General features: G+C 74.3%; 24 protein-coding genes. 13 read left to right on the top strand and 11 right to left on the bottom strand.

Features of this window, described 5'->3' with window-relative positions; all coding sequences use genetic code 11:
- Positions 1 to 121: 121 nt before the first annotated feature.
- The gene (locus ABEB00_RS27570; protein ID WP_345623090.1) at positions 122 to 655 is read right to left on the bottom strand and encodes a flavoprotein; all 534 of its coding nucleotides are present in this window, start codon (positions 653 to 655) and stop codon (positions 122 to 124) included.
- 134 nt (positions 656 to 789) lie between these two features.
- Between ABEB00_RS27570 and ABEB00_RS27565 the strand changes: the two genes are divergently transcribed.
- The 3 genes from ABEB00_RS27565 to ABEB00_RS27555 all read left to right on the top strand — a co-directional run bounded on the left by ABEB00_RS27565 (position 790) and on the right by ABEB00_RS27555 (position 2,781).
- On the top strand, positions 790 to 1,974 hold the full coding sequence (locus tag ABEB00_RS27565) for a helix-turn-helix domain-containing protein (protein WP_345623088.1): 1,185 nt from the start codon (positions 790 to 792) through the stop codon (positions 1,972 to 1,974).
- A gap of 100 nt (positions 1,975 to 2,074) precedes the next feature.
- Positions 2,075 to 2,413, top strand: coding sequence for a hypothetical protein (locus ABEB00_RS27560; RefSeq protein ID WP_345623087.1), 339 nt, complete (start codon positions 2,075 to 2,077; stop codon positions 2,411 to 2,413).
- Positions 2,410 to 2,781 carry a hypothetical protein gene (locus ABEB00_RS27555; protein ID WP_345623086.1) on the top strand — a complete coding sequence of 124 codons (372 nt, stop codon included), beginning with the start codon at positions 2,410 to 2,412 and terminating at the stop codon, positions 2,779 to 2,781. Before ABEB00_RS27560 ends, ABEB00_RS27555 begins: the two co-directional genes overlap by 4 nt.
- A 461-nt stretch (positions 2,782 to 3,242) precedes the next feature.
- On the opposite strand, the gene ABEB00_RS27550 is transcribed toward ABEB00_RS27555, so the two are convergent.
- Both ABEB00_RS27550 and ABEB00_RS27545 read right to left on the bottom strand, forming a co-directional pair.
- Complete coding sequence (locus tag ABEB00_RS27550) at positions 3,243 to 4,118, bottom strand: undecaprenyl-diphosphate phosphatase (RefSeq protein ID WP_345623084.1); 876 nt, start codon at positions 4,116 to 4,118, stop codon at positions 3,243 to 3,245.
- Positions 4,119 to 4,263: 145 nt separating this feature from the next.
- Positions 4,264 to 5,037, bottom strand: coding sequence for a TVP38/TMEM64 family protein (locus ABEB00_RS27545; protein ID WP_345623083.1), 774 nt, complete (start codon positions 5,035 to 5,037; stop codon positions 4,264 to 4,266).
- Positions 5,038 to 5,370: 333 nt separating this feature from the next.
- Between ABEB00_RS27545 and tuf the strand changes: the two genes are divergently transcribed.
- Entirely contained in the window at positions 5,371 to 6,582 is a 1,212-nt protein-coding gene (gene tuf / locus ABEB00_RS27540) for an elongation factor Tu (RefSeq protein WP_345623082.1), read from the top strand.
- A gap of 21 nt (positions 6,583 to 6,603) precedes the next feature.
- The gene (locus ABEB00_RS27535; RefSeq protein WP_345623081.1) at positions 6,604 to 7,449 is read left to right on the top strand and encodes a spermidine synthase; all 846 of its coding nucleotides are present in this window, start codon (positions 6,604 to 6,606) and stop codon (positions 7,447 to 7,449) included.
- Here ABEB00_RS27535 and ABEB00_RS27530 read toward each other — a convergent pair.
- The gene (locus tag ABEB00_RS27530) at positions 7,411 to 8,712 is read right to left on the bottom strand and encodes an MFS transporter (protein ID WP_345623079.1); all 1,302 of its coding nucleotides are present in this window, start codon (positions 8,710 to 8,712) and stop codon (positions 7,411 to 7,413) included. The two genes, ABEB00_RS27535 and ABEB00_RS27530, sit on opposite strands and share 39 nt — an antisense overlap.
- Before the next feature lie 122 nt (positions 8,713 to 8,834).
- Here ABEB00_RS27530 and ABEB00_RS27525 point away from each other — a divergent pair, with 122 nt between their 5' ends.
- Positions 8,835 to 9,272, top strand: coding sequence for a DUF4442 domain-containing protein (locus ABEB00_RS27525; protein ID WP_345623153.1), 438 nt, complete (start codon positions 8,835 to 8,837; stop codon positions 9,270 to 9,272).
- Positions 9,273 to 9,349: 77 nt separating this feature from the next.
- On the opposite strand, the gene galU is transcribed toward ABEB00_RS27525, so the two are convergent.
- On the bottom strand, positions 9,350 to 10,306 hold the full coding sequence (gene galU / locus ABEB00_RS27520; RefSeq protein WP_345623078.1) for a UTP--glucose-1-phosphate uridylyltransferase GalU: 957 nt from the start codon (positions 10,304 to 10,306) through the stop codon (positions 9,350 to 9,352).
- Positions 10,307 to 10,390: 84 nt separating this feature from the next.
- Between galU and ABEB00_RS27515 the strand changes: the two genes are divergently transcribed.
- Positions 10,391 to 10,837, top strand: coding sequence for a hypothetical protein (locus ABEB00_RS27515; protein ID WP_345623077.1), 447 nt, complete (start codon positions 10,391 to 10,393; stop codon positions 10,835 to 10,837).
- Positions 10,838 to 10,877: 40 nt separating this feature from the next.
- Complete coding sequence (locus ABEB00_RS27510) at positions 10,878 to 11,534, top strand: DedA family protein (protein WP_345623076.1); 657 nt, start codon at positions 10,878 to 10,880, stop codon at positions 11,532 to 11,534.
- 35 nt (positions 11,535 to 11,569) lie between these two features.
- Here ABEB00_RS27510 and ABEB00_RS27505 read toward each other — a convergent pair whose 3' ends face one another.
- A complete protein-coding gene (locus tag ABEB00_RS27505) occupies positions 11,570 to 12,103 on the bottom strand; it encodes a gamma carbonic anhydrase family protein (RefSeq protein ID WP_345623075.1) in 534 nt (177 codons plus the stop codon).
- 130 nt (positions 12,104 to 12,233) lie between these two features.
- Here ABEB00_RS27505 and ABEB00_RS27500 point away from each other — a divergent pair, with 130 nt between their 5' ends.
- A complete protein-coding gene (locus ABEB00_RS27500; protein WP_345623074.1) occupies positions 12,234 to 12,998 on the top strand; it encodes an acyltransferase in 765 nt (254 codons plus the stop codon).
- A 60-nt stretch (positions 12,999 to 13,058) separates the two neighbouring features.
- Here the strand turns inward: ABEB00_RS27500 and ABEB00_RS27495 are convergent, their stop codons facing one another.
- Entirely contained in the window at positions 13,059 to 13,466 is a 408-nt protein-coding gene (locus ABEB00_RS27495; RefSeq protein ID WP_345623073.1) for a CoA-binding protein, read from the bottom strand.
- Positions 13,467 to 13,560: 94 nt separating this feature from the next.
- Between ABEB00_RS27495 and ABEB00_RS27490 the strand changes: the two genes are divergently transcribed.
- Together ABEB00_RS27490 and ABEB00_RS27485 are read left to right on the top strand one after the other, a co-directional pair.
- A complete protein-coding gene (locus tag ABEB00_RS27490) occupies positions 13,561 to 14,187 on the top strand; it encodes a YigZ family protein (protein WP_345623071.1) in 627 nt (208 codons plus the stop codon).
- A 188-nt stretch (positions 14,188 to 14,375) separates the two neighbouring features.
- Positions 14,376 to 14,591, top strand: a complete 216-nt coding sequence (locus tag ABEB00_RS27485; RefSeq protein WP_345623070.1) for a hypothetical protein — start codon at positions 14,376 to 14,378, stop codon at positions 14,589 to 14,591.
- Between the two features lie 19 nt (positions 14,592 to 14,610).
- Here ABEB00_RS27485 and ABEB00_RS27480 read toward each other — a convergent pair whose 3' ends face one another.
- From ABEB00_RS27480 to ABEB00_RS27465, 4 genes are read right to left on the bottom strand one after another with little or no spacing between them, the layout of a single operon-like run.
- Positions 14,611 to 16,086 (bottom strand): hypothetical protein, encoded by a 1,476-nt coding sequence (locus ABEB00_RS27480; RefSeq protein ID WP_345623069.1) that lies wholly within the window; start codon positions 16,084 to 16,086, stop codon positions 14,611 to 14,613.
- The gene (locus ABEB00_RS27475; protein ID WP_345623068.1) at positions 16,083 to 17,837 is read right to left on the bottom strand and encodes a hypothetical protein; all 1,755 of its coding nucleotides are present in this window, start codon (positions 17,835 to 17,837) and stop codon (positions 16,083 to 16,085) included. The genes ABEB00_RS27480 and ABEB00_RS27475 overlap by 4 nt, the downstream gene beginning before the upstream one ends.
- Complete coding sequence (locus tag ABEB00_RS27470) at positions 17,834 to 18,865, bottom strand: hypothetical protein (protein WP_345623067.1); 1,032 nt, start codon at positions 18,863 to 18,865, stop codon at positions 17,834 to 17,836. Before ABEB00_RS27470 ends, ABEB00_RS27475 begins: the two co-directional genes overlap by 4 nt.
- 5 nt (positions 18,866 to 18,870) lie before the next feature.
- The gene (locus ABEB00_RS27465) at positions 18,871 to 21,774 is read right to left on the bottom strand and encodes an ATP-binding protein (RefSeq protein ID WP_345623066.1); all 2,904 of its coding nucleotides are present in this window, start codon (positions 21,772 to 21,774) and stop codon (positions 18,871 to 18,873) included.
- A gap of 161 nt (positions 21,775 to 21,935) precedes the next feature.
- Here ABEB00_RS27465 and ABEB00_RS27460 point away from each other — a divergent pair, with 161 nt between their 5' ends.
- Together ABEB00_RS27460 and ABEB00_RS27455 are read left to right on the top strand one after the other, a co-directional pair.
- Positions 21,936 to 23,477 (top strand): hypothetical protein, encoded by a 1,542-nt coding sequence (locus tag ABEB00_RS27460; protein WP_345623064.1) that lies wholly within the window; start codon positions 21,936 to 21,938, stop codon positions 23,475 to 23,477.
- A gap of 215 nt (positions 23,478 to 23,692) precedes the next feature.
- On the top strand, positions 23,693 to 25,411 hold the full coding sequence (locus ABEB00_RS27455) for an XRE family transcriptional regulator (protein WP_345623063.1): 1,719 nt from the start codon (positions 23,693 to 23,695) through the stop codon (positions 25,409 to 25,411).
- Positions 25,412 to 25,531: the final 120 nt, after the last annotated feature.

The following is a 25,531-nucleotide window of genomic DNA, read 5'->3' as shown; positions in this document are numbered from 1 at the left end:
ACTGCCGCCGTTCCGTGATGCCCGGACGCGGAGGAGATCCCGCGCGAGCTGGTGCCGTACAGCATCGACTGACTCGGCCCCCGGCGTCTGCCCTGCGGGGCGGGCGGCGGGGGCCGTTTCGTCACGCCCGAACTCGGCCAGCCGCGTCCAGCAGCAGCCCCCACGGGTACTCGCCCGGGCGACCCTGCCCCGGCTCGTTCGGCACGAACCCACCAGCCCCGTACAGCACGTCGACACCCATCTCCCGCAGCTCGGCCACCGACCGCTCGAACTGCCGGTGCCGGACGTACGCCGCGTTCACGCAGGGCATGGCCACCAGCGGGATCCCCTTGCCGATCGCCTCCGCAACGACGCCGACCACGAAGTTGCTGGTGATCCCCAGCGCCCACGCGTTGACCGAGTTGAACGTGGCCGGCGCGAACGCGATCACGTCAGCCCGCGGCCACACATCCGCCACCCCCGGCCGCTTGTACGAGGACCGCACCGGATGCCCGGTCAGCCCCTCCAGCTCGCTCGTCTGCTCGGACAACCAGTCGGCCGCCGTCGGGGTGAGGCCAAGGCACACGTCCCAGCCGCGGGCCTGCGCCTCGGCAATGGGCTGTGCGATGCCATGGACCGGGGGTGCGGCCGAGCCGAAAAGGTAGAGGACGCTCATAGAGGGCAGGGCATCACGAGCAGAGGCCAGCACGCAACCGCCCCCGATTCGCACAGAATTCGGGGGCGGAAGCTGACTCCCATGCACTTGCATGAGTACCGTTCCGAGTGGCTTTACGGAACGAGGAGACCAGTATGCCCTCACCCGATGACGACCACACAGGAACCCGCATCCGGGAGCAACGGAGACTGGCCAGGCTCACTCAGCGCCAGCTCGCTGACCGCATCCCGTACTCGTACAGCCTGCTGAACCAGGTGGAATGCGGCGCGCGCCCAGCCACGGCGGACTTCGTCGCCACGGTCGCGCACTCCCTTGGCGTGGACGTCACCGTCCTGACAGGACAGCCTTACGTGACCGAAATGCAGCACGACCGGCTCGTCGAACTCGTGCGCCCGATCCGCGAGTCCCTCGACCTCTATGACTTGGGCCCAATTCCAGACCTGACTGCTCGCCCGGCGGCCACGCTCATCGGTGAGGCAGACACGCTGTGCGAGGCGGTGCGGGCCACGCACCTGCGATACGCGGCCCGCACCCTCCCGGGCACGATCGCCGAGCTGACACACACGGCTTGGACGAGCCCGTCAACGGACATCTGGCAGGCCCTTGCATCGACGTACCGCACGGCCCATGACATCACCGTCAAGCTCGGGTACTACGACCTGTCTGCAGTCGCCCTGGACCGCATGGCGTGGGCTGCTGAGCGCGCGTCCGACCCGTGCCTCGGAGCAGTCCGCCAGTACATGCGCGCCCTGACCTACTTCCGCGAGGGCGAGTACGTCATGGGCCAACGTCTGATCGCCTCGGGGCACGACATCGTCGGGCAGGCGGAGACGACTCGGGAAAGCCTCGCGGTGGCCGGCCAGCTCCATCTGGGTGCATCGGTCATCTGCGCCCGGGCGAGAGACGGAGAGGCTGTGAAGCGTCACCTTTCTGAGGCGGGCTCGCTCGCGAAACAGACCGGCGATGCCAGCGATGTGCACTGGCTCAGCTTCGGTCCGGCAAACGTGACGCTGCACAAGGTGAGCGCTGCAGTGGAGATGGGGCAGTACGACGATGCGCTGAAGCAGGCACGCAGGGTTCGGCTGCCGGCGGCGATGGCCACGTCGCGGCGGGCGCACTTCCTGATTGACCGGGCGCGGACGGAGATGGAGACCGGCCGGACGGATCAGGCGCTGGAGCATCTGGTCACGGCCCGGCGAATGGCGCCAGAGCAGACGCGGTATCACCCGGGCGCACGGGAGACGATCCGTGGCCTCGTTCACACGGCCCGCCGAACGCCGGACTCGCTGACCTACATGGCCGCCTGGGTCGGGCTGTAGGTCCACGCGCAACGCTCACAGATCTGTGAGCGTTGTGCCCTTGCACGCCTCCTACGGTCGTTTGCATGAGCCAGATCACCGCAACCGTGGAGGCGGCGCCATGAGCGAGCCAGCAAGCAGCGTGCAAGAGCTACCAGCCGAGGTGCTGGAGATCCTCGCGCTGCCGCCACGCGATGCGGTCAACGCCGACCAGGCCCGCGGCGCCACCTGCGTGTGGGGCCCGGAGGCGCTCACCATCGAGACGGCCGTCGACCTCGGCGAGCAGCAGGACCCGATGGGCGGGCACTGGTTCCCCCGGGCGTGCGGCCCGCACGTCGGGGAGCGCGCGCACCACGGTTTGCTCGCGCACTCCTCGCTGTGCGAGCAGTGCGGCGAGGACCGGTCCCTGTGCCCGACCGGCCACACTCTGTACCGCCTGGTCCGGGAGCACCGCCGATGACGCCCGAGACCCTGATCTGGCGGGGGCTGCAGGTCCCGTACATCACCCCTTGGAGCGGCGAGACCATGTCCAAGCCGCCCCTCGTCGTCCGGCACGGGCGGCTGAGCTACCGCGACGAGGGCCCCCAGGGCGTCCCGTCCTGGGGCATCGCAGGCGTCCTGTACGACGCCGCCCTGCGGGCGCTGCCCGGCCCCCCGGACGCCGAGGACGAGCTGCACCTGATCCCGTACGAGGACGACGCCCGGCTGCGGTGGGTGCTGGCCGCCCGCGAGGTCGTGGCCCTGTACGGTGTCCAGCCGGTGACAGACCTCGACGCCCTCGCCGACACGGCTGGCAGCGACGGGTACTGGCCTCCCGCCCGGGGGTAGCCCCTCGACTCCTGCTGGTGCCGCACGCCGACGCGGCACCGGCAGGGCATGACCCCGCTGGCGGGCCGGTGAACTGAGCGCCAGCGGGTGCGGCTACCCCCTGAAACCCGGGTGGCCGCGGGCCCGTCACCGGTCGGCCGTCGTGCCGGTGACGGGCCGTCGGATCAGCTCACCAGGGTCGGCGCCCATCACGGTCGGGTTGTCATTCCGGCAGAGAACGTAGACGTCACTCGAACGGGTGAACGATTAACGCGTGACTAATGCATATGCCACGCGTTAGATGGAAGCGGCCAGGGCGAGGGTCAGGCTGACCCCCTGAGTGGAACCCTGGCCCTGGTTGTGTCGACACGAAGGCCCCCGCAGGGTGGAGATGACCATGAAAAGCGGGTCGGAATGAGGCCGAGTTTCCGAGAGTTTCCGCTAGGTCGCCACTAGCGAAAACCGGTGGTGGAACCCCCTCCTCAGTGCGCCGGCTCCCCCGCGTCCGGTGACAGCACGCCCATGCTGACCAGCACGATGATCACGATGCCGAGGGCGACGCGGTAGTAGACGAACGGCATGAAGCTCTTGGTGGAGATGAACTTCATGAACCACGCGATGACGACATATCCGACCGCGAAGGCGATGATCGTGGCGAAGATCGTCGGGCCCCAGGAGACGTGGTCGCTCTCCATGGCGTCCTTCAGCTCGAACAGGCCCGAGGCGAGCACCGCGGGTACGGCGAGCAGGAACGAGTAACGGGCCGCTGCCTCGCGCCGGTAGCCCATGAAGAGGCCGCCGCTGATGGTCGCGCCGGAGCGGGAGACGCCGGGGACGAGCGCCGCCGCCTGGCAGAGGCCGTAGATCAGGCCGTCCTTGACGGTCAGGTCGGACAGTTCCTTGCCCGGCTTGGCGGCGCGGTGCCGGCCGCCGCTCTCGCCGCGCGCGGCCATCCGGTCCGCGACGCCGATGACGATGCCGACCACCACCAGCATGGTGGCGGTGACCCGCAGGTCACGGAAGGGGCCCTCGATCTGGTCCTTCAGCGTCAGACCGAGCACGCCGATCGGGATCGAGCCGATGATCACCAGCCAGCCCATGCGCGCGTCCGGGTCACCGCGCAGGGACTTGTTCCCCAGCGACCGGCTCCAGGTGGAGATGATCCGCCCGATGTCCTTGCGGAAGTAGATCAGGACGGCGGCCTCCGTCCCGATCTGCGTGATCGCGGTGAAGGCCGCTCCCGGGTCGTGCCAGCCGGAGAACGCCGCGGTGAGCCGCAGGTGCGCGCTGGAGGAGACGGGAAGGAACTCGGTCAGCCCCTGGACGAGTCCGAGGATGAGGGATTCAAACCAAGACATGAGGTTACGGAGTCCAAGTGCCGATCGTTCAACGGTCGATGGACACACCGAGCCGCCGCGAGCGGATGATCAGGTGCGTGTGTGTCGTGGGCAGCGTAGCGCCCCTGGGTGAAGCCCCCGCCACAGGGGCTGCCCGGATGCGAGGTCAGCGGGCGCGTAGCTGGTGGCGCTTGCGCCAGGCGACCAGCGCGCCGACGAGACCCGGTACGGCGATGCAGGCGAGCGCGATCAGGAAGGCCGGCGAGGTCGGAGTGGAGGCGCGGGCGCCGGCGACGACGTACGCGGCGGTGTTCGGGATCGAGCCGAGCGCGGTCGCGAGCAGGAACGGCAGCAGGCCCATGCGGGAGACCGCGGCGCAGTAGTTCGCCGCGGCGAACGGCACGCCGGGGAAGAGGCGGGCCGCCAGCATGGACCGGAAGCCGTGCCGGCTGAGCTGGCCGTCCGCGGCCCTCAGCCACTTCCCGCGCAGCAGCGGGCGCAGCGCCTCCTGTCCGAGCACCCGGCCCAGGCAGAAGGCGATCCCGGCGCCGAGCACCGTGCCCGCCAGCGCCGAGCCCAGACCGAACTGGGAGCCGAAGAGGGCGCCGGCCGCCAGGTTCAGCAGCGGGCGCGGGACGAACGCGACGGTGCACAGGCCGTACGCGAGTGCGTACGCGAGGGCCGCGGCGGCGCCGCCGAGCTGTGGTGGCCAGCCGTGCATCAGCAGTTTCTGCGGCTGGAGCAGCAGGACGGCCGAGGCGGCCGAGGCGAGCAGGAGGACGAGGAGGGACAGCCGGGCCCACGGCGAGACCAGGAGCCGCGCCGCGCGGGCGGCGGGACCTGTCGGGCGGGCCGGGAGGGGGGTCCCGGCGGTGGTCGCGGTGTCGGTCCGGGGAGAGACCGTGGCGGTGCCCCCAGAGCGGGTGGTGGCATCGAACATCCAGCGACACTAACCGACATGTACGTGTGATCGCCGTATGGTGCGTCCGGGAACACACCCGCACCGGCCGTCCGACCGGCCCCGCGGGCACCGAAAACCATTCGACGCGGGACGGCGCCTCGGCGAGGATCGTCCCATGTTCCGGTGCGCCTTCGTCCTCGACGCACCCGCCGCCGCGGGTGCCCCGAAGGCTGCCGCCCACGCCCTGCCGACCGCCGTCGACGGCGCCCGAGGCTGACTCTCCCCGGAACGTCCGGCGGACCCCGCAGGGGGAGGGTCGGCCGGCCACCGGGGTCCCCACCCTCCTCACCAGCGAGGCTTCGAGGTACCGCCATGCCCAGGACGGCATACGTCCGCACCAAACCGCATCTCAACATCGGCACCATGGGCCACGTCGACCACGGCAAGACCACCCTGACCGCCGCCCTCACCAAGGTCCTCGCCGGGCGCGGCGGCGCCGCCTTCGTACCGTTCGACCGCATCGACCGGGCTCCGGAGGAGGTCGCGCGCGGCATCACCATCAACCTCGCGCACGTCGAGTACGAGACCGACACCCGGCACTACGCGCACGTCGACCTGCCCGGTCACGCCGACTACGTGAAGAACATGGTCGCCGGCGCCGCCCAGCTCGACGGGGCGATCCTGGTCGTCTCCGCGCTGGACGGGGTCATGCCGCAGACCGCCGAACACGTCCTGCTCGCCCGGCAGGTGGGCGTGGACCACATCGTGGTGGCGCTGAACAAGGCCGACGCCGTCCACGACGGCGAGGACGCCGTGCTGACCGACCTCGTGGAACTGGAGGTCCGTGAGCTGCTCACCGCGCACGGCTACGGCGGCGACGCCGCGCCCGTGGTACGGGTCTCGGGGCTGCAGGCGCTGGCCGGCCACCCGCGTTGGACGGCGTCGGTGGAGGCGCTGCTCGACGCGGTGGACACGTACGTGCCCCTGCCCGAGCGGTACCTGGACGCGCCCTTCCTGCTGCCGGTGGAGAACGTGCTCACCCTCACCGGGCGGGGCACGGTCGTCACCGGTGCGGTGGAGCGGGGCACGGTCCGGGCCGGCGACCGGGTCGAGGTGCCCGGGACGTCCGTCGAGACGGTGGTCACCGGCCTGGAGACCTTCGGCAGGCCGATGGACGAGGCGCAGGCCGGGGACAGCGTGGCGCTGCTGCTGCGCGGCGTCCCGAGGGCCGCGGTCCGGCGGGGGCAGGTGGTGGCCGCGCCGGGGAGCGTGCTGCCGCGACGCCGCTTCGAGGCGCGGGTGTACGTCCTCTCGGCGCGGGAGGGCGGGCGGTCGACGCCGGTGGCGACCGGGTACCGGCCGCAGTTCCACCTCCGTACGGCGAATGTGGCCGGAGAGGTCGACCTCGGTGCGGCGGGCCTCGCGCGGCCCGGGGAGACGGTGACGATGACCGTCGAACTGGGGCGTGCGGTACCGCTGGAACCGGGGCTGGGGTTCGCGATCCGGGAGGGCGGGCGGACCGTCGGGGCCGGGACCGTGACCGACGTCCCCGCGCGGCGGGCGGGGGCGGCGGGGCGGGCGTGACCGGTCGCGCACAATGAGGAGGTGAACGAGCCCATACCCGTCACCCGTCGCACCGACCACGGCACCGCCAAGCTCATGCCGGACGTCGACCGCGAGCGGGCCTGGCTGCTGACCGTGGACGGGGCCCCGCAGTCGTACGTCGACCTGGACGCGCCCGAGCACCTGGAGTTCGAGTACGCGCGGCGGCTCGGGCACGTCCTGGACACGGTCGCGGAGCCGGGGCGCGCGCTGGACGCGGTGCACCTGGGCGGGGGAGCGCTCACCCTGCCCAGGTACCTGGCGGCGACCCGGCCCGGCTCCCGGCAGGACGTGGTGGAGTTCGACCGCGGCCTGCTGGACCTGGTCACCGAGGAGTTGCCGCTGCCCGCGGGCGCCGCGGTCGCCCTGCACGCGGCCGACGCCCGCGACTGGCTCGCCGCGGCCCCGGCGGACTCGGCCGACGTACTGGTCGCCGACGTCTTCGGCGGCTCCCGCGTCCCCGCACACCTCACCTCGCGGGGTTACGTCCACGAGGTCGCGCGGGTGCTGCGGGAGGACGGCGTCTACCTGGCCAACCTCGCCGACGCGGCGCCGTTCGCCTTCCTGCGTTCACAGCTCGCCACCTTCGCCGCCCGCTTCGAGGAGTTGCTGCTGATCGCCGAACCCGGGGTGCTGCGCGGGCGCCGCTTCGGCAACGCGGTGCTCGTGGCCGCCCACCGCCCGCTCGACGTCGCCGCGCTGGCCCGGCGCACCGCCGCCGACGCCTTCCCGGCCCGGGTGGCACACGGCGCCGCCCTGCGGGACTTCACCGGACAGGCGCGGCCGGTGCGGGACGAGGACGCGGTCGCCTCACCCGAGCCCCCCGAGGGGGCGTTCGGCATCGGCTGACCCCTTCGCGGCGTCCGCGCCCCGGCCCGTCACGGGTGCGGTGCGGCGGCGCAGGTCGCGTACGTCCGGAACCAGCAGCACGGCCGCCGTGACCAGCAGGACCAGCACCGCGCAGCCCCACAGCGAGGCGGCCCGTCCGAAGGCCGACTCGCTGGGGCCGGCCAGCGCGGTCGCCAGCGGCACCATCGCGATCGAGCCGAACCAGTCGTACGCGGAGATCCGGGACAGCTTCTCCTCGGGTATCTCCTGGTGCAGGGCGGTCATCCAGGAGACGCCGAAGATCTCCAGGGTCACGCCGGTCAGGAACAGCACGCCGCACAGCGCGCCGACCGGGACCGGTACCGCCAGCGCGGCGGCGGGCAGGGCGAGCGGGAAGACACCGAGGGTGCCGGCGAGCAGCAGGCGGCGCGGTTTCCAGCGGGTCATCAGCAGCGCGCCGGCCACCGTGCCGGCGCCGAAGCAGGCCAGCGCCAGCCCCCAGGGTCCCGCCCCGCCCAGGTGGTCGCGGGCGACGAGGGGCCCGTAGACCGCCTCGGCGGCGCCCACCACCGCGTTGGCGATCGAGAACTGGACGACGATCCCCCACAGCCACGGCCGTCCGCTGAACTCCCGCCAGCCGTCCCGCAGGTCGGCGAGGAGGCCGCCGCCCGGCGCGCGCGCCGGGAGGTGGCTCACGTCGAGCAGGGTCCGCAGCGCCGCCGCGCCGGCGAAGGCCACCGCGTCGGCCGCGAGCACCCAGCCCGGTCCGGCCGCCGCGACCATCGCCCCGCCCAGCGCGGCGCCGCCCAGTCCCGCCCCGTGCATCGCCATCCGGTACACGGCGAAGGCCCGGCCGGCCTGCTCGCCCTCGACCGAGGACATCAGCATGCCCTCCGCCGCCGGGCTGAAGAACGCCTGTCCGGTGCCGCCCAGGGCGGCCAGCAGCATCATCTGCCACAGCCTCGGCTCCCCGGCGAGGACGAGCACGGCGAACGCGGCCTGCGACAGGCAACTGAGCGTGTTCGCCGCCACCATCACCCGGTGCCGCGGGAGGCGGTCCGCGAGCGCGCCGCCGACCAGCAGGAAGAGCACCAGCGGCAGGGTGCGGGAGGCGGCCACCAGGCCCACGTCGCCGCCGTCGCCGCCGCTCTCCAGCACCGCGAAGGCGGCGGCGATCAGCGCGCCGCTGCCGCCGAGGCTCGTGACCACCGTGGCGCCGGTCAGCACGGTGTAGTTGCGGCCCGCCCAGGCGGGGCGTCGGCGCGAGGCGCGGTCGGAGGGCATCCGGCGACTATCGCCGGGCCGGGGCCGCCGTGCCAACCAGGTATCCCCACGACTTCCACACCCGGCCGTCTCTGGCCCCGGATGCTACTCGCGGGTAACCTGTCGGTATGAGCGCAGACCAGATGTCGATCGGCGAGTTGCTCGCCGCCACGGTGCCGATGGTGCGGACCCTCAACCTCGCGTACCTGGAGACCACTCCGGAGAAGGCCGTGCTGGCCCTGCCGGACCAGAGCGAGTACCGCAACCACGTCGGCGGGCCGCACGCCGGGGCGATGTTCACCCTCGGCGAGTCGGCCAGCGGCGCCATCGTGCTGGCCGCCTTCGGCGACCAGCTCTCGCGGGCGGTGCCGCTGCCCGTCAACGCGGAGATAGCGTTCAAGAAGATCGCGCTGGGCCCGGTCACCGCGACGGCGACCCTGGGCCGCCCGATCGCCGAGGTGATCGCGGAACTCGACGCGGGCGAGCGGCCCGAGTTCCCGGTGAGCGTCGCCATCCGGCGCGAGGACGGAGCCGTCACCGGGGAGATGACGGTCGTCTGGACGCTGCGGCCCAACGGCTGAGACCCGCGCCGGGCCGGCTCTCCCGAAGGAAGTGCCGGGCCCGCTCTCCCGGAAGTGCCGGGCCCGCCCTCCCGGGGTCAGGCCGCGAGGTCACCGCGGTTCGCGGGCGAGCCGTCGCCCGCGAGCCCCGCCACGAACGCCGTCAGCCAGGCCGTGAACCCGGGCCCGAGGTCGGGGCGCGCGCAGGCCAGCCGTACGACCGTGCGCAGATACTCGGCCTTGTCGCCGGTGTCGTAGCGCGGCCCGTCGAAGACCACCCCGTGCACGGTGCCGCCGGCGGCGAGTTCCTGGAGGGCGTCGGTGAGCTGGATCTCGCCGCCGCGCCCGGCCGGGGTGCACTCCAGGACGTCGAAGACGGCCGGGTCGAGGACGTAGCGGCCGATGACCGCGTAACGGCTCGGTGCCTCGTGGGCCGCGGGCTTCTCCACCAGGCCGGTGACCCGCACCACCCCGTTCTCCCCGGTGGGTTCGACGGCCGCGCAGCCGTAGAGGTGGACCTGGCCGGGGTCCACCTCCATCAGGGCGACGACGCTTCCGGCATGCCGGTCGCGGACGTCGAGCATCCTGGCCAGGAGCGTCTCGCGCGGGTCGATCAGGTCGTCGCCGAGGAGCACCGCGAAGGGCTGGTCGCCGACGTGGCGACGGGCGCAGAGCACGGCGTGGCCGAGGCCGAGCGGGTCGCCCTGCCGGATGTGGTGGATGTCCGCCAGCCGCGCCGGGTCGCGGACCGCGTCCAGCCGTACCGTGTCGCCCTTCGCCGCGAGCGTCTGCTCCAGTTCGAAGGCGTGGTCGAAGTGGTCCTCGATGGCCCGCTTGTGGCGTCCGGTGATCATCAGGATGTCGTCGAGCCCGGCCGCCGCGGCCTCCTCCACGACGTACTGGATGGCCGGTTTGTCGACGACCGGCAGCATCTCCTTGGGCGTCGCCTTCGTGGCGGGAAGGAACCGGGTGCCGAGACCGGCGGCCGGGACAACCGCCTTGCGCACGGGGGTGCGGACCGGGGGAGGCGTGGTCGGGGTGTGGGGGACGATCATGCGGGCCATGCTGGCGCGGCCGGATGGGAGTGAGCCGGGAGAGACCTCGCAGGAAGCTGTGGGTGCGCGCACGCGTGCCGCCGGGTGGCCGGGGCGGTCCTGTCGCATGGTGCGTGCAGACCCCCGAGCAGCGTCCCCGAGGACGACGAGTGGACCTTCCTCCCGCACTGCTCCGCACCGCCCCCGCAGCGCCCCGAGGTCCGCCTCGGCGACGAGGACCTCTTCCCGCTCGCCCCCGGCCACCCCGAGTACTTCGCCGGCGGCCTGGTCACCGCCGCGCCCGACGGCCTCACCGTGCGCCGTCGCACCCTGCGGCTCGGCGCGGGCCCGCACCGGCTGCGGACCACCGCGCGGGGCGGGACGGCCGGGCAGCCGTTCCGGCAGCGCCGCGGCACCGGCGCGACCCCGAGGCCCGGCCGGTCCGGGCGACGGCGGGCCACCTCCGCCTCACCCTGCGCGCGGGACAGGAGCGCCGGGCGACCCGAGGCTGCGGACGAGCGTGACTGTGGCGGGACCCGGGCGACCAAGTAGGCTTCCCCGAGCAGCAGGGAGCTGACCGAAGGAGCCGGCATTGCACGTCCAGGAGTGGCTCGACACCGTCCCCGCGGCAGTGGTCTACGCCGTGGTGGGACTGGTCATCGGACTGGAGAGCCTGGGCATCCCGCTGCCCGGCGAGATCATCCTGGTGTCGGCGGCGCTGCTGTCGTCCCAGCACACCGGCGTCGACCCGGTGGTCCTCGGCGTCTGCGCCACCGTCGGCGCGGTGGTCGGCGACTCCATCGGGTACGCCATCGGCCGCAAGGGCGGCCGTCCGCTGCTGGCCTGGCTGGGCCGGAAGTTCCCCCGGCACTTCAGCGAGGGCCATGTCGCCACCGCCGAGCGCTCCTTCCACAAGTGGGGCATGTGGGCGGTGTTCTTCGGCCGCTTCGTCGCCCTGCTGCGCATCTTCGCGGGCCCGCTCGCCGGGGTGCTGCACATGCCGTACTGGAAGTTCCTGATCGCCAACGTCCTCGGCGGCATCGTCTGGGCCGGCGGCACCACCGCCGTCATCTACTACGTCGGCATCGTCGCCGAGTCCTGGCTCAAGCGCTTCTCCTGGCTGGGCCTGGTCGCGGCGGTGCTCATCGGCGTCACCTCGATGCTGGTGCTGCGGCGCAAGGCCGCGCGGGCCGCCGCCGAGCGCGGGGACGCGGTGACCGAGCCGGAGGCGGTCCCGGCCACCGACTGACCCGCGCCCGGCTCACGGCCCGACCCGCGCCCGGCTCACGACGTCCCGTGCACCTCGCGGTGCGCCTTCGCCAGCTCCGCGTACATCGTGCCGTTCAGGGTGAGGCCCTCGCGCTCCTCCCGGGTCAGCTCCCGCCGGACCTTCGCGGGTACGCCCGCCACCAGCGAGCCCGGGGGCACCCGCATCCCCTGCGGTACCAGCGCCTGCGCGGCGACCAGCGAACCGGCGCCGATCACCGCCCCGTTCAGGACGGTCGCGCCCATGCCGACCAGGCAGTCGTCCTCGACGGTCGCGCCGTGCACCACGGCGTTGTGCCCGACCGAGACGCGTGCGCCGACGGTGACGGGGAAGCCGGGATCGGCGTGGAGCGTGCAGTTGTCCTGCACGTTGCTGCTCGCGCCGACCGTGATGCTCTCCACGTCGCCGCGGAGCACCGCGCCGTACCAGACACTCGCCCCCGCGTGCAGCGTCACGTCCCCGATCACCGAGGAGGTCGGCGCCACGAACGCCTCCGGGTCCAGTCGCGGTTCCTTGCCGCCGATGCCGGTGATCAGGGCCTGGTGCGTCATCGTCGCCTCCTGGTCGGGGTCGGTCCGGGCGCGTCGCCCGATGCCGTAGGGCACCGTACGCCACCGGGTGGGGTGAAGATCACAGCGTTCCCGTCCCGTGGCCGGGTGGCGCGCTGAGTACCGTGTGCGGGTGCCGAACCGCAAGAACTCGTTCTCCTCCTGGCGGCGCCGCCTCGCGCAGCGGGCCGTCCACGCGGGCTGGGCCTGGGCACGGCGCGCCGGTTCGGTCACCGCCGAGCGGCCCGGGCGGCTCCGTTTCGGCGCGCTGGGCACCGGCACCCGGCTGGCCTTCCCGCTCGGCACGGTCTTCGGCGAACCCTGGATCCGGATCGGCGCGCACTGCATCATCGGCGAGCAGGTCACGCTGACCGCCGGTCTGATGCCCGACCTCGACCTCGGCCCGGAGCCGATCCTGCGCCTGGGCGACGGCGTCGTCCTCGGCCGGGGCAGCCATGTCATCGCCGACACCACCGTCACCATCGGCAGCGACTGCTACTTCGGCCCCTACGTCTACGTCACCTCCACGAACCACTCCTACGACGATCCGCACCAGCCCATCGGCAAGCAGTGGCCCCGGATGGAGCCGGTCGAGATCGGGCCCGGCTGCTGGATCGGCACCGGCGCGGTGATCCTGCCCGGCGCGAGGATCGGCCGGAACGTGGTCGTCGCGGCCGGCGCCGTGGTCCGCGGCACGGTGCCCGACCACGCCGTGGTGGCGGGGGCGCCCGCCCGCGTGGTGCGGAGCTGGACCCCGGACGAGGGCTGGCAGCCGCCGCTGCGCACCCCGGCGCCGGTGCCGATACCCGACGGGGTCACCCCCGGCCAACTGCGCGCGCTCTCCGCACTGGACGAGGCGGCGGTGGCGGGCCTGGCCAGGCTCGACGCGGAGTCCTGAGCGGGCCGGCCGACCTCCTGGAGGGGCTGGGCACCGCCTGACCCCGGGCCGCCGCCGGGCTCAGCCCAGCCGGGGGATCTCGATGGCGGGGCAGCGGTCCATGACCATGTCGAGCCCCGCCGCGCGGGTGCGCGCGAACGCCGCCTCGTCGACGACGCCGAGCTGGAACCACACCGCCTTCGCCCCCTTCGCCACGGCCTCGTCGGCGACCGGACCCGCGAGGTCGCCGTTGACGAACACGTCGACCACGTCCACGTCGAAGGGGATCTCCGCGAGCGAGGCGTACCCCCGCTCCCCGTGCACCGTCTCGGCCTTGGGATGGACGGGGACGACCCGCTTGCCGAAACGCCGCAGCACGGCGGCGACGCCGTAGGCCGCGCGCGCCCGGTTGGACGACAGGCCCACCACGGCCCAGGTGTCGCCCGACTCGGTGAGGATCTTGCGGACTGTCGCTTCGTCGCCGTACACCGGCGGCCTCCCTGCATTCCTGGACGCTTCCCACCGCGACAACCGACGACGGCCGGTCCGGATTCCCCCGGGCCCGAACGCATAGGGTGGCGGGATGCAGGACCAGTACCGCACGGTCGCCCGCCCGGGTGCGCACGAGACCGAGGTCAACCGCTCCCGTTTCCGGTGCGCCCTCGCCCCGGCCGCCACCGAGCGGGAGGCCCAGGAGTTCGTCGCCGCCGTGCGCAAGGAGCACGCCGACGCCAGCCACAACTGCTGGGCCTACGTCGTCGGCGCCGACGCCTCGGTGCAGAAGGCGAGCGACGACGGCGAACCCGGCGGCACCGCCGGCCTCCCCATGCTCCAGATGCTGCTCCGCCGCGACATGCGGTACGTCGTCGCCGTCGTCACCCGCTACTACGGCGGGGTCAAGCTGGGCGCGGGCGGGCTGATCCGCGCCTACGGCGGAGCGGTCGGCGAGGCCCTCGACGCCGTGGGCACCCGCACCCGCCGCCGCTTCCGCCTCGCCACGGTCACCGTCGACCACCAGCGGGCCGGCAAGCTCCAGAACGAACTGCGCGCCACCGGACACGCGGTGCGCGACGTGCGCTACGCCGAGGCCGTCACGATCGAGATCGGCCTGCCCGACGCCGACCTGCCCGCCTTCCGGTCCTGGCTCGCCGACGCGACCGCCGGAACGGCCGGGTTCGAGGTGGGCGCGGAGGCGTACGGGGACGCGTGACGCGCTGAGCACGGCCGTCGGCCGGCGCGCCGCTGGGAGCGGAGTAACGGATGACACCGTGTCCCGCGGGCGGCTCGCTCGACAGCCGCCCGGTGCGGACACGACCACCTCCGTACGCCGAGGCTTCCGGAATCGGGCGATCTCCGGGAGTTCGGGCAGCGGACCGGAACTCCACAGGAGGAGCGTCCATGTCCACCGAAGGTTCTCCGCGCGGCGGCCGCACCGTGACCCTCCGGCTGCCGCGGGCGGTACGGGCGGTGTCCGTGCTCAGCAGCAGCGGTACGGTCGTCGCCGTCGCCGACGGATGGTTCGTCCACAACGCCGAGGGGCTGTGGGCCGTGGTCGTGCTGAACGTCGCCGGCATGGCCTACGACCTGGCCGACCGCGCGCTGCGTCGGCGCTGAGCGGTGGCGACGGCCCCGGTCACCTCGCGGTCAGGCCGAAGTCGGGCCTGACCGCGAGCCATTCGGCCACGGTGGGACGCCAGGTCGGGTCCCGCAGCCACGGCACCCGCGGCGGGCCCGCCGGGTCCCCCGCCCGCTCCCTCCCCTCGGCGCGTTCCGGTACGGGTACGTCGGGGGCACCGAGCGACCGGGCCGTCACGGCGGCGGCCGACACCAGGTTCCACATGCGGGTCGCCAGCGGATCGGGTCCGCGACGGGCCGCGCTCTCGTCCAGGTCACCGGCGGTCCGGGCCGCCGCCGGCACCCACCGCGACATGCCGGCGGCGTCGCGGGTCGCCCAGCGCCGGCGCAGCGAGGTGAGCTGCCGCACGGCCCGGCGCCTGCGCACGGCGCGCAGGGCGGCCCGCCCGGTGCGCGGCGGGGACACCATGGCCGCGTCGAACACGTCGACCACGAGCCCGGCCGCGTCCAGTGCCCGCATCAGCGGGCTCAGCACGGCCTCCCCCCGCAGGGTCGGGTCGCCCGGCTCGGCGGGCCGGTGCAGCCGGCCCAGCGCGACCGGCAGCGGGAGCCGCGGATGGTAGGCGCGGAACCCCAGGCCCTCCACGCGGACCGCACGGGGCGCCGCCCGCACCGTCACCTGGAGCAGGTCACCGTCGGCCGTGCCGCGCACGGTGCGCCAGCGCACGGTGTTGTCCGCCGCGTCGAGCACGCGGGCCGGAACCTGTTCCCAGTCGACGCTGCTGGTCCCCTCCGCGCTGTCCTGAGCGGCCGTCTCGACCCGGGCGAGGGCCGGTACCCGGCTCTCCGGGCCGGACAGGCGGGCCCCCGACGCCCGTACCGACGCTTCCTCGCGGGCGAGGGCGAGCAGCCGCGGGTGGTGGCGGTGGCCTTCGAGGAGGCAGGCCGCCGCCAGTACCGAGTCCAGGACCGCCTCGGCCACCAGACCGTCCGACACCTGCTCCGGCGTCCAGTGCCGCAGTCGCTCGGCCAGCTCCAGCAACGGGTCCGCGGACCGTGTCAGGCACTTCCGGGCCAGCGCCACAGCCCCCGGAACGACACCGTCCAGATCCCACAGCAGACCGCCCGCCTCCAGGTCCAGGAGGACCGGATCGAGCCCGTCCGGGGACCAGTCGCCCAGCCAGCGCGTCATCGCCAGCCGGACCAGGGACTCGTGTCCCGGACCCGGTGACCAGGGGACGGCGGCCGACCGGACCGTCGCGTCCACCCGGTCGTGAGCGGCGACCGATCCGGCCCGCGCCGCGGCCACCGTCGCGCGCACCACCGCCCGCGTCCCCGGGCCGTAGACGGCCTCCAGCCAGTCCGCCGCCTCAGCCGGGCCGTCCAGCTCCGCGTACGGCGGGGCGTCCGGGGCGAACGGGTCGATCACCACGGTTCCGCCCGCCAGCCCCATCGGCGCGTGGAACGGCCACACCTCGGGCGGGGGGCCGATCCGCACGGTGCCGACCGTGTCCACGCGTACGGTCACTGTCATCGTCGCTCTCCTGGACTCTCGCCGGTCTCGCCGGTCTCGTCGGTCTCGTCGGTCTCGTCGGTCTCGTCGGTCTCGCCGGTCTCGTCGGTCTCGCGGGTCTCGTCGGTGTCGTCATCGCGGGGCAGGAAGCGCCGCAGGGCCACCCGGGCCACCTGGACGGAGGGCCGGCAGGCAAGGGCGGCCCCGGGCCCGAGCGAGTCGGCGTACGCGTCCAGCGAGGCGTTCCACCAGGTACGCACGGCCTCTTCGCCGGGGTCCGTGAGGAACCACCGGATCAGGCCGAGGGGATCGGCCCCGCCGGTCCGGGAGAGGTCTTCGCGAAGGCGGTGCTCGATCGCGAACAGCACCACCTCGTAGATCAGTTGAGCGGCGTCCGAGCCCTGGTCCGTCGCCGGCCCGGTGCCGGGGTCCACGGGCTCGCGGTCCCCGATGGACGTGATCCGCGGGTCGCCCCGCCCCGCCCCGTCGGCCGACCCGCGGACGAACGAGCGGATCGCGCTGCCGACCAGGCTGAACGACAGCTCCGGGGAGAACGGCTCGTCGCGCACCTCCCGGGTGTGCAGCCGCGGCCACAGCCTCGCGACGGCGTGCACCTGCGCCTGTTCCATCCGCTGCCGGGCGAGCGAGTGCACACCGCCACGTCGCTCGCTGTACGCGAAGCGGTCGGCGGCGACCACGGTCCGGATCAGATGCTCCACCCGGCGCGGCAGCCCGGAGGGGCGCCCCCGCGACCCGTGCCGCAACCGTTCGTCGATCGTGGACGGTGCGACCGCCCACGCCAGATGCACGCCCAGCGCGAACGCCACCCGCCAGTCGTCACCGGCCAGCCCGAGCGGACGGCACATCCGCTCCGCCTCCCGGCGGGCGAGGCGGCGGGTGGTCGCGGCACGGAAGTCCCCGCCCGCCTCGTCCGGGTTCTCGAAGACGGCGGGACCCAGCCGCTGGTGGAGCGACCGGTCCAGCGGAGGCGGCAGGGAGGCGCCGCGCCCGCTGCGCCGTCCGGCCACCGTGGGCCGGGCGGGGACGGCCGACGCCGACAGCCCGGAGTCGACCGGGTCGTCCAGCAGCCGCTCCCACGGACGGGTCTTCGCGTAGGCGTCCCACAGCCCGTCCAGGTCGCTGGTGACATCGGAGTCCAGCAGCGCGCCGAGCGCCTCGCGCTGCGCCGGGTCCGGTGCGCCGCTCCGGCCGGCGGTGTGCGGCGCCCAGCCCTCCGCGACGACGTCGTCGAGCCGCTCGACGGCGACCGGGTCCCCCAGCAGCGTCTTCAGCGCGGCGTAGGAGGGCGGCCGGGCATCCGGGTCACCGCCGAACCGGTCGGCCACCGGGCGGTCGCACTCCGCGGCCGTCGGTGGCCGGCCGCCGGCCCACTCCACGACCCAGCGGTACAGCACGTCCTCGTGTTCTGCGGACGGCCGCCCCGCCCTGGCGAACGCCGCGCGCAGACCGGCCGCGACCGGACCGTCCAGTGCCACCTCGGGCGCCAGTCCGGTCACGGCCCCGGCCAGTTCGGCCAGTTCACGAGCGGTGCCCGAGCCCGCCCTCAGGAGCGGCCCCAGCTCGGGACGGCTCCGCTTCAGCCTGCGTTCCAGATAGCCGCGCCGGACCCGGTAGGTGAGCAGACCGCCCTTCCCCACGCCGCCCAGCGGGTGTATCGCCTCCCGCGCTTCGGCGGGCAGTTCCAGCCAGCCCCGGGTCATGGCTGCCACCGTGGTCTCCGGCATGCGGTGCGCGTCCCTCCGTACGGTCACGGGTTGTCGCCCTCCCGCGCCGCCGCGGCGAGGCCCCGCAGGGCCCGCAGCGTGGTGGGGATCTCGTTGAGGTACTTCGTCGGGGTGAACGGCTGGCGCAGCACGGGCGCCTGCCGGTCCACGTCGCCACCGACCGTCTCCACCTCGGCTCCGTAGGGCAGCACCAGCATCCGGACGGCGGTGAAGTGCTGCATGGGCTTGTAGAGCGGGGTGGTGACGAGCAGCAGCCGCGTCCCCGGTCTCAGCGCGGCCATCCGCTCGGCGAAGAAGGCGTAGGTCTCGCCGGTGTGAGCGCGGCGCGGCGGATCCTGGGAGGGCGCCGCGGCGACCCGTACGGACAGCTCCCGCGGGGTGCGGTAGTGGCGCACGCCCCAGGTCAGGCCGGGCAGGTTCACCGGGTCGGGTGAGTCCTCACCCTCCTCGTGTTCCGGGTCGCCCAGTCCGAACGCCAGCCGGGTGCCGAGGTCGAGGGCCGCGTACTCGTTCTTGAGCCCGGGATGACCGAGCCGTTCGGCGATGACGTGCTCGCGTTCGGTGACGGGCGTCTCGCCGTACTCCTCGGGCCTCTTGAAGTCGCGGTGACCGCCCAGCGCGGTGACCGCCCCGGCCGTGACCGTGCCGTCGCCGATGAGCCGGGCGGCGTAGGCCGGCCGGTTGAAGCAGGCGCGGATCAGACCGCCCAGCATGATCACGTGGTCGTACTCCCGCCGGGACGGCGGCAGCCGGTCGCACAGGCGGAGCGCCGCGGCGGCGGCGAGCACGGTCTCGGCCTGTTCCGGGGTCATCGGCAGTTCGCCGGCCTCGTGGCGTTCCTGATTCTCCAGACGGGTGCTGACGCCGCCGGTGAACGCGAGCAGCCGGTCGATGCGCTCCAGCAGGGTGTCCGGTGTGCCGGACAGCGCGGCCGGGTCGCCCGCGAAGGCGGCGACGAGAGCCCGCATGGCCTCCGAGGTGATCCAGGCGTCGATGTCGGGCAGCAGGTCCTTGCCGGTGCCCGGCAGGGTGGTTGGGGGAAAGCGCGAGGTCATGGAGGTCAGTCCTTGTCCGGAGGTGGTGGTGCCGGTGGGGGAGGGGACGACGCGGGGGGACCGGGAGCGGCGGGCCGGTCCGGCGGGGGAGTGAAGCGACCGCCGTCGGACTCCTGCCGGTAGGTGTCGTAGAGCTTCTCGGACGCGTCCGGCGGTTCCTCGGCGCCGCGGGCCAGTTGATGGGCGTCGAGCCGGGCCAGGGTGATCTTGGCCAGGATGTCGAGGCTCTTGAGGACGTCCCGCTCGATCGTGATCGCCAGGCTCTGCCGTACTTCGAGGGCCTCGCGGGCGTGCCGCAGCGCGTCGGTGAGCAGCCGGGCCCGCTCGGCGGGCGGGACGGGCTGGAGGACGGCGCGGTAGTAGCCGACCAGCGCCATCCCGTGCACGCAGGTGATCACCTCTTCCAGGTGCCGGGTGTGATAGCGGCGTTCGCGGATCGAGAGGACGGTCCCGTAGTGCCGTTCGGCGGCGTCGAGGTGGTCCCCGGGCGGGCTCCCGGCGTCGGCCTGGGCCAGGGAGATCTCCAGACCCGCGAGGTTGAAGCGGCTGCGGTCCACGTCCGGGGAGCCCGCGCCGGTGAGCTTCTCCCGCTCGGCGGCACTGTGCCTGAGGATGCGCTCGGCCCGGCGCAGCAGCGCCAGCCGTTCGTGGGCGGCCGGCCCCTTGGTGTTCGCCTGCTTGCGGATCAGCAGACCGTGCATCGCCTCGGCCCGGGAGGCCGCCAGCAGTTCGGCGTGTCCGGCCCCGGGGACCTCGCACAGCGCGCGCGCCCGGACCACCCACTCGATCGCCTCCTCGACGGTCCCCCTCGGGGACGGCCCCGGTGTGCTGTGCACGTCCCGGGCCTTGCCCCGCAGGCAGTCGGCGAACATGACCCGCCGCCCGGCGTCCGCGGCCGCGTCGATCGGGCCGGCCCGTAACCGGGCCTGCTCGAAGCAGTCCGCCGCGGTGGCCCGGTCCTGCCGCTCCACCAGCACACCCAGGGCGTGCAGGCTGCGGAACGCGTCCCGGTCGGGCAACTCCTCGGCGAGCAGGCGGGTCAGAGCCCGCACCTCGGTGGTGTCCAGCACCAGGTCGAAGGGGGAGGCCGCCGCGGCCGGCCCGGCCCCGGTCCGGGGGAGGCGGGCGGTGTCGGTCGTGGCGAGAAGGTTGCGGTAGACCGTGCCGACCAGGGCGGCCGTCTCCGTCCGCGAGCGCCGCAGTCCGTCCTCCCGGATCGCCTTCCGGAACAGCCGGTGCATGGCGGCCCGGCCGCCGGTGAAGTCGATCAGCCCCAGGGAGTGCAGGCGCTCCAGCCCCTCCCGCGGCGCGGGCGGCTCTCCTTCCCCCGACGCGGCTCCCGGCAGGGTGAGTTCGAGCAGCGCCGGCGTCGTCCCGGACGGCGGCAGCCAGGCCATGGCCGTCGCCAGCCGGTGCTCCGCCGACGCCGGATCGCCAAGGAGGGGGCCGCGCGAGGCGTCGTCCGGCGCGCCGTGGACCGCGGCGGCCCAGATGGCCGCGGGCACCGCCTCGGGACCGGTGGGCAGGGCGGCGTCGCGCCGCCACCAGGTACGGCCGGTGACGGTCCGGAACCGGGCGCTGGCTTCCAGCAGCAGGGGACGTCCGGCGAGCAGGTCCAGGGGCGCGTCCTCGACGCCGAGCACCCGCAGGGAGTCGTCGGGCCCGAGCGGGGGCACCTCCAGCGCGGTGGCGTTCGCGGCCCGCAGGCCGGGATGGGTCGCGGGCCGGGCCCAGGCGCGGTTCGTCGTCGTGACGACCACCAGTTGGCCCTCCCGGGCGGGCTGGGGCAGGCGCAGCTCTCCCGGACCGGCCCGCACGTTGTCCAGGACCACCACCCAGGGGCCCTTGGCGGCGCCCAGCCGTTCGAGGGCGAGCGCGGCGTACCCGGTGCGGTCCGCACTGTCCCGGGCCTCGCCGGCCAGGCCCCGCTCCTCGATCTCCGCGTCCCCGAGCGAAGCCGTCAGGGTCCGCTGGTCGAAGGCGTCCAGGAACCATCCGCACCCTTGGTCCGCGCGGGCCGCGAGGTGGTGGGCGAGCATGCTCTTGCCGAGGCCCTGCGGCCCGTACAGCACGAGCGTGCCGCCCCTGGAGACCGCGGCCGTCAGTTCGCGGACGAACGCGTGGCGCCCGGGGAAGTCGACGAACGGCGGCCGGGTCGGCAGCCGCCGGTAGATGGCGGGCCGGGAGTCGTCGCGGACCATGGGCAGCGGGCGTACGTCCTCGTCGCCGTCCGAGTGCAACCGCACGACGTCGACCATCCGGATGTCGTCGTGCTCCCCGGCGAGCCGCGTCGCCCCCGCGCGGCACGCCTCGGCGAAGTCACCGCCGCCGCGGCACGCGCGCACGACGTCGACGGCCGTGCCGCCCCGCAGCCGCAGCCGCCCGCCGTAGACGCGGAACACGCCCCGCTCGTAGCCGTGGCCGGGCGGCAGCGCCACCGGAGGCCGGTTCATCCGCTCGGCCGTGGGCCGGGGTTCGGTGTGCACCAGCACCAGGGCATGGTCGCCCAGCACCGTCACGTACGGGCGCAGTCCCGCCGACTCGCACATCGCCGCGAACATCAGGCTCAGGTCGAGGCAGGTCCCCGAGCTGCGGTCGACCAGATGCGGGTCCCGGACGCGCTGGTGGCTCCGGACCGTCCACGGCGCCTTGTTGTACGGGACGTCCTTGGCCCGCAGCCGGGTGTACAGCCGCTCCAGCAGCGCGAGCGGCCTGCCGTCCCAGCGGTGCGCCTCGTGCTCCAGCAGATCGAGGTCCCACAGGGCCTGGACACTCACGTAGCGGGCGAGCCGTCGGTAGCCGCCCGGGTCGTGCTCCGGGTGCCACTCGGGCCAGGTCACCGCCCGGGCCGGGTCCGACGGGCGCGCGCCGTCCGGCATGTTCGCCCCCTCGGGTTCCTCCGATGCCACGGTCCACCCCTTCCTCCGTCCCCAGATCCGGTGTCCGGTCCCCGACCGGTGCCGCGGAGACGGTGCCGTCGGGGCCAGATTCCCCCAAGCCCTGGGCGGCCCGGGCGCCCGATCCGTACGCTCGTGTCACCATTTCCGTACGGGGGCGCGGGGGCGCGGCAGTGACGTACAGCGACGACGAACGCGAGGCGGTCAGGGTCGCCCTGGAGGGGTGCCGTGCCGCGCTGACGGCGGACGGGCGGCCCAGCGGGGACAGCGCGCTCGCGGGTGCCCTCGGGTACAAGACCGAGACCGTGCGCAAGTACATGCTGGGCGAGCGGATGCCCCCGCCCCGCTTCGTCAGGTCGCTGTCGGAGCTGGCCGGGGTCGCTCCCGCGCGGGTCTTCGCGGCCATCGGATGGCTGCCCGGATCGCAGGCGCCGACGGCTTCCCCGTACGACCCGCCGCCCGAACTGGCCGCCGCGCTGCGTTCGATCGGCAGCGTCGAGGAGTACGTGCGGACCCTGCCGCCGGTCCGGCTGCCGGCCCCGCTGCGCGCCGCGGCGGCGCTGAGCGCGGACCGCGGGGCGGCCGGGCGGTTCACCGCCGGGCTCACCCATCTCGGCTCCGGACGGGACCATCCCCTCTCGACCGTGCTGGTGGGCGAGTTCCGGCTGGCGGACGGGGCCCTCGCGTTGTCGAGGCGGCAGCTCGCCGAGCGGGCGCTGCGCGCCGACCACCCGGGCGCGGCGCTGCCGGACGTCGGGCCGGCGGACGGCACCGATGCCGACGGCACGCACGCCCGGGTACGGGCGGAGCTGCGGATCGTCTTCTCCCCGGCGCTGCGCGGCGCGGGCGAATACAGTTGGCAGGGCGAGCCGGGGACCTCCCTGTGGGCGCCCGCCGCCGCCCGCTGGCCCGGGCACCTGCTCGTCCAGAACGTCCTCACCGACCTGCACCGGCCCGCTCTGCAGCCCTGGCAAGGCACCGAGCAGCGGCCGCTGGTGGTGGTCGGTGCCGTGTGGTCCGCCGCGCACACCGCGGCCCTGATCGCCGAGGCGCTCGGCTGGGAGTACGTGCCGGTCAGCTCGGCCACCGTGGTGGACGGCGGCCGGGTGGTGCCGGGCGATCCTCCGCACCGGCGGTCGGCGCGGCTGCGCGGCTGGGCCGTGATCGCCCGGCACATCGACGACCGGCAACGCCTGCGGCAGCCGTGGCCCGCGGTGGCCCTGGTCCGCCCGTACGTCTTCGCCGAGGACCCGCACTACGGCCGGGTGCCACTGGAACTGCTGCGCCGCACCCCCGCGAGAGTGCTGTACGTGCGCCCCTCGCCCCGCTACCTCGACTGGTGGGCCGCCCGCCGGGACCTCACCGCCGTCGCCGGCACCCCGGGGCACGTGTGGCGGGCCGGTATCGACCGCGCGCTGGAACGGGTGGAGGAGACGCTCGCGGCGCGCCGCGCCGACCTCGGGCCGGCGGCCGGCCGCGATCTGCTGCTGTCGTTGCCCGATCCGCCGCAACCCCCGTGTGCGGCGGATCCCCGGCTCCCCGACCGGCTCGTCGACGATCAGTTCCGCTGTGCCTGGCGAGCGCTCGAATGGCTCGACGGCGTCGCGAACCGCGGCTGGCCCTCCCTGCTGGGCGAGTTGCGTCCCTCCCATCTGGCCGCCCGCGCCGACGAGTTGCGGGCGGACCTGGCGGCCCGGGTCATCCGGACGGGGTGACTACGGGACGGCGGGCCGGGAGCAGGGCGTCGTCCCCGTCCTCGGGCCCGTGCCGGACGCCGCCGGGACGCGTGTCACGAAGGCTGCTGCGAACCATGGTGTTGCCCCCTTCTGGTGGTGATCAACTATGACGTTACGGGGCATCAGGGGCGCGTGGTCGGTAGATTGCAGCCAAGCGCGGGGAGTGCAACGACGACTGCGTGAGGGGGGACCCTGTGGTATTCACGGCCCCGCGGGACGGCCCGGCCGGCGGACTCCCGGCACCGCGCCGCATCGCCTGGCTGCTGCGCGTCAACCGCCTGCTCGGCGGCAACCGGATGTGGGCCACCAAGGCGTACGCCTTCGCGGCGGCCTTCCGCGGCGGGTCCTGGCCGGACGAGGCCGATCCGAGCCGGATCTCGCGGTGGGAGACCGGGAGCGTCCGGGTGCCCTACCTCGCGGTGCGCCGCTACGAGGAACTCCTCGGCCTGCCGCCCCGCTACCTCACCGGCGCCGTCGACACCGTCAACCGCTACTCGGCTCCGGGCACCGGACGGGACCCGGGAGGCGGCCGCCTCCTGCTGGCCCGCCCGCCCCGGGCGGCAGCGGCGGCGGGCAGCAGGGTGGACCTCGTGCTCGACGCGGCGACGAGCGGCGCGGTGGTGACCGGTGCCGACTGGGACGACCTGACCGTCTTCCTCGCCACCGAACCCGGTATGCGGCTGCGCGCCCGGGACTGGTCGGCCGTCGCGCACCGGCTGCTGACCGAGACCGTCGTCTCCGACGGGCCGGCCTGGCAACAGCGCTTCGAGGCGTTCAACCGGCTGCTGGCACACCCCGCGGGCGGGCCGGCCGCCGTCGCGGCGGTCGCCGCCTGGGCGGCGGACCCCACGAACCACGCCTACGTGGAGACGGTGTGCCTGCTCGACGGCAGCACGCATCCCGACGCCGCCCGGCATCTGCTCGCCCAACTCGCCGCCCCCACCAACGAGGACGCCCACTACGGCGCGCTGCTCGGCTGCGTGCGCAAGCTCAGACACGGCCACCTCGGCCCCGAGCAGATCCGCGCGGTCGCCGGGCACGCGGCCGGCCTGTCACGCGAACCCGGCTCCCGCTACCACGACACGCGCACCCTCGCCCGTTCCGTGTTCGCCCTCGCCGGCTCCCGCGCCCCGGCGGCGCTGTCACCGGCCCTGCGGGAGGAACTGCGCCGGCTCCCCGCCTCGGCCGGCCCCGGTGTCCCGGTCCGCCGGGACGGAGAGCGCGGCGCGGTGCGCCAGGACTCGCGGGTCGCGCGGATCGTCGCCTCCGCGGTGTCCTCGGCGCCCTGGGGGAACGACCGCCTCCAGGACACGATCCTGCCCCTCCTGGTGGACGAGGCCCTGCACGACCCGGTCTACGACGTCCGGCTGCACGCCCTCCTGCTGCTCCGCGTCACCCCCTACCGGACCCCGCTCGCCGCCGCCGTCAGCCGGGAGATCGCCCGGCTCGGCTTCGGCCGCGACGCCGGGACCGTCATCCGGCTCTTCCACGCCCTCGGCAAACTCGGCGGCCCGGCGGAACGCCGCCAGGCCGAACGGGTCGTGCTGCGCGGGGGCGCGCCGGCCGGTGTGGCCGATGCCGCCGCGCGGGCGCTCGCGCACATGGGCGGCCGAAGCGGCGACGAGTTCTGGGAACCCGCCCTGGCCCTGCACACCGCGGCGGTCCGCGCCGGCAGCGAACTCAGCGCCCGGCTGGTGCGCGACCTCGTCTACGCCCTCGGCATCGGCGGCGAACAGCACCACCTGCGGGCACTGGCACAGGACCGGCGGCTGCCGGAGGCGCTGCGGTGCCGGGCGGCCTGGTGGGTGCGGCTGCCCGCGCACCTCCACCGGTCGGCGACCGCGTCCGACGCCGGTACGGCCGGTGCCCCACCTCGCCGGCCTGCTCCACACCACCCGGAAAACCCGACATAAACCTACGAAACCGGCTGAACGTGAGGGGTGAGCCGGGGTTCGTGAGGGTTCAGGGAGAGAGTCGCGCTAGCGTGGTGGATGCGCCACGCGGCCGGTGTCGGTCCCCGGTGGCCAGGGAAC

Origin of the sequence: Streptomyces ziwulingensis (assembly GCF_039542605.1) — a bacterium.
Classification (GTDB): Bacteria; Actinomycetota; Actinomycetes; order Streptomycetales; family Streptomycetaceae; genus Streptomyces; species Streptomyces ziwulingensis.
The sequence above is the reverse complement of the archived record's forward strand: the minus strand, read 5'-3'. Positions and strand labels throughout refer to the sequence as shown.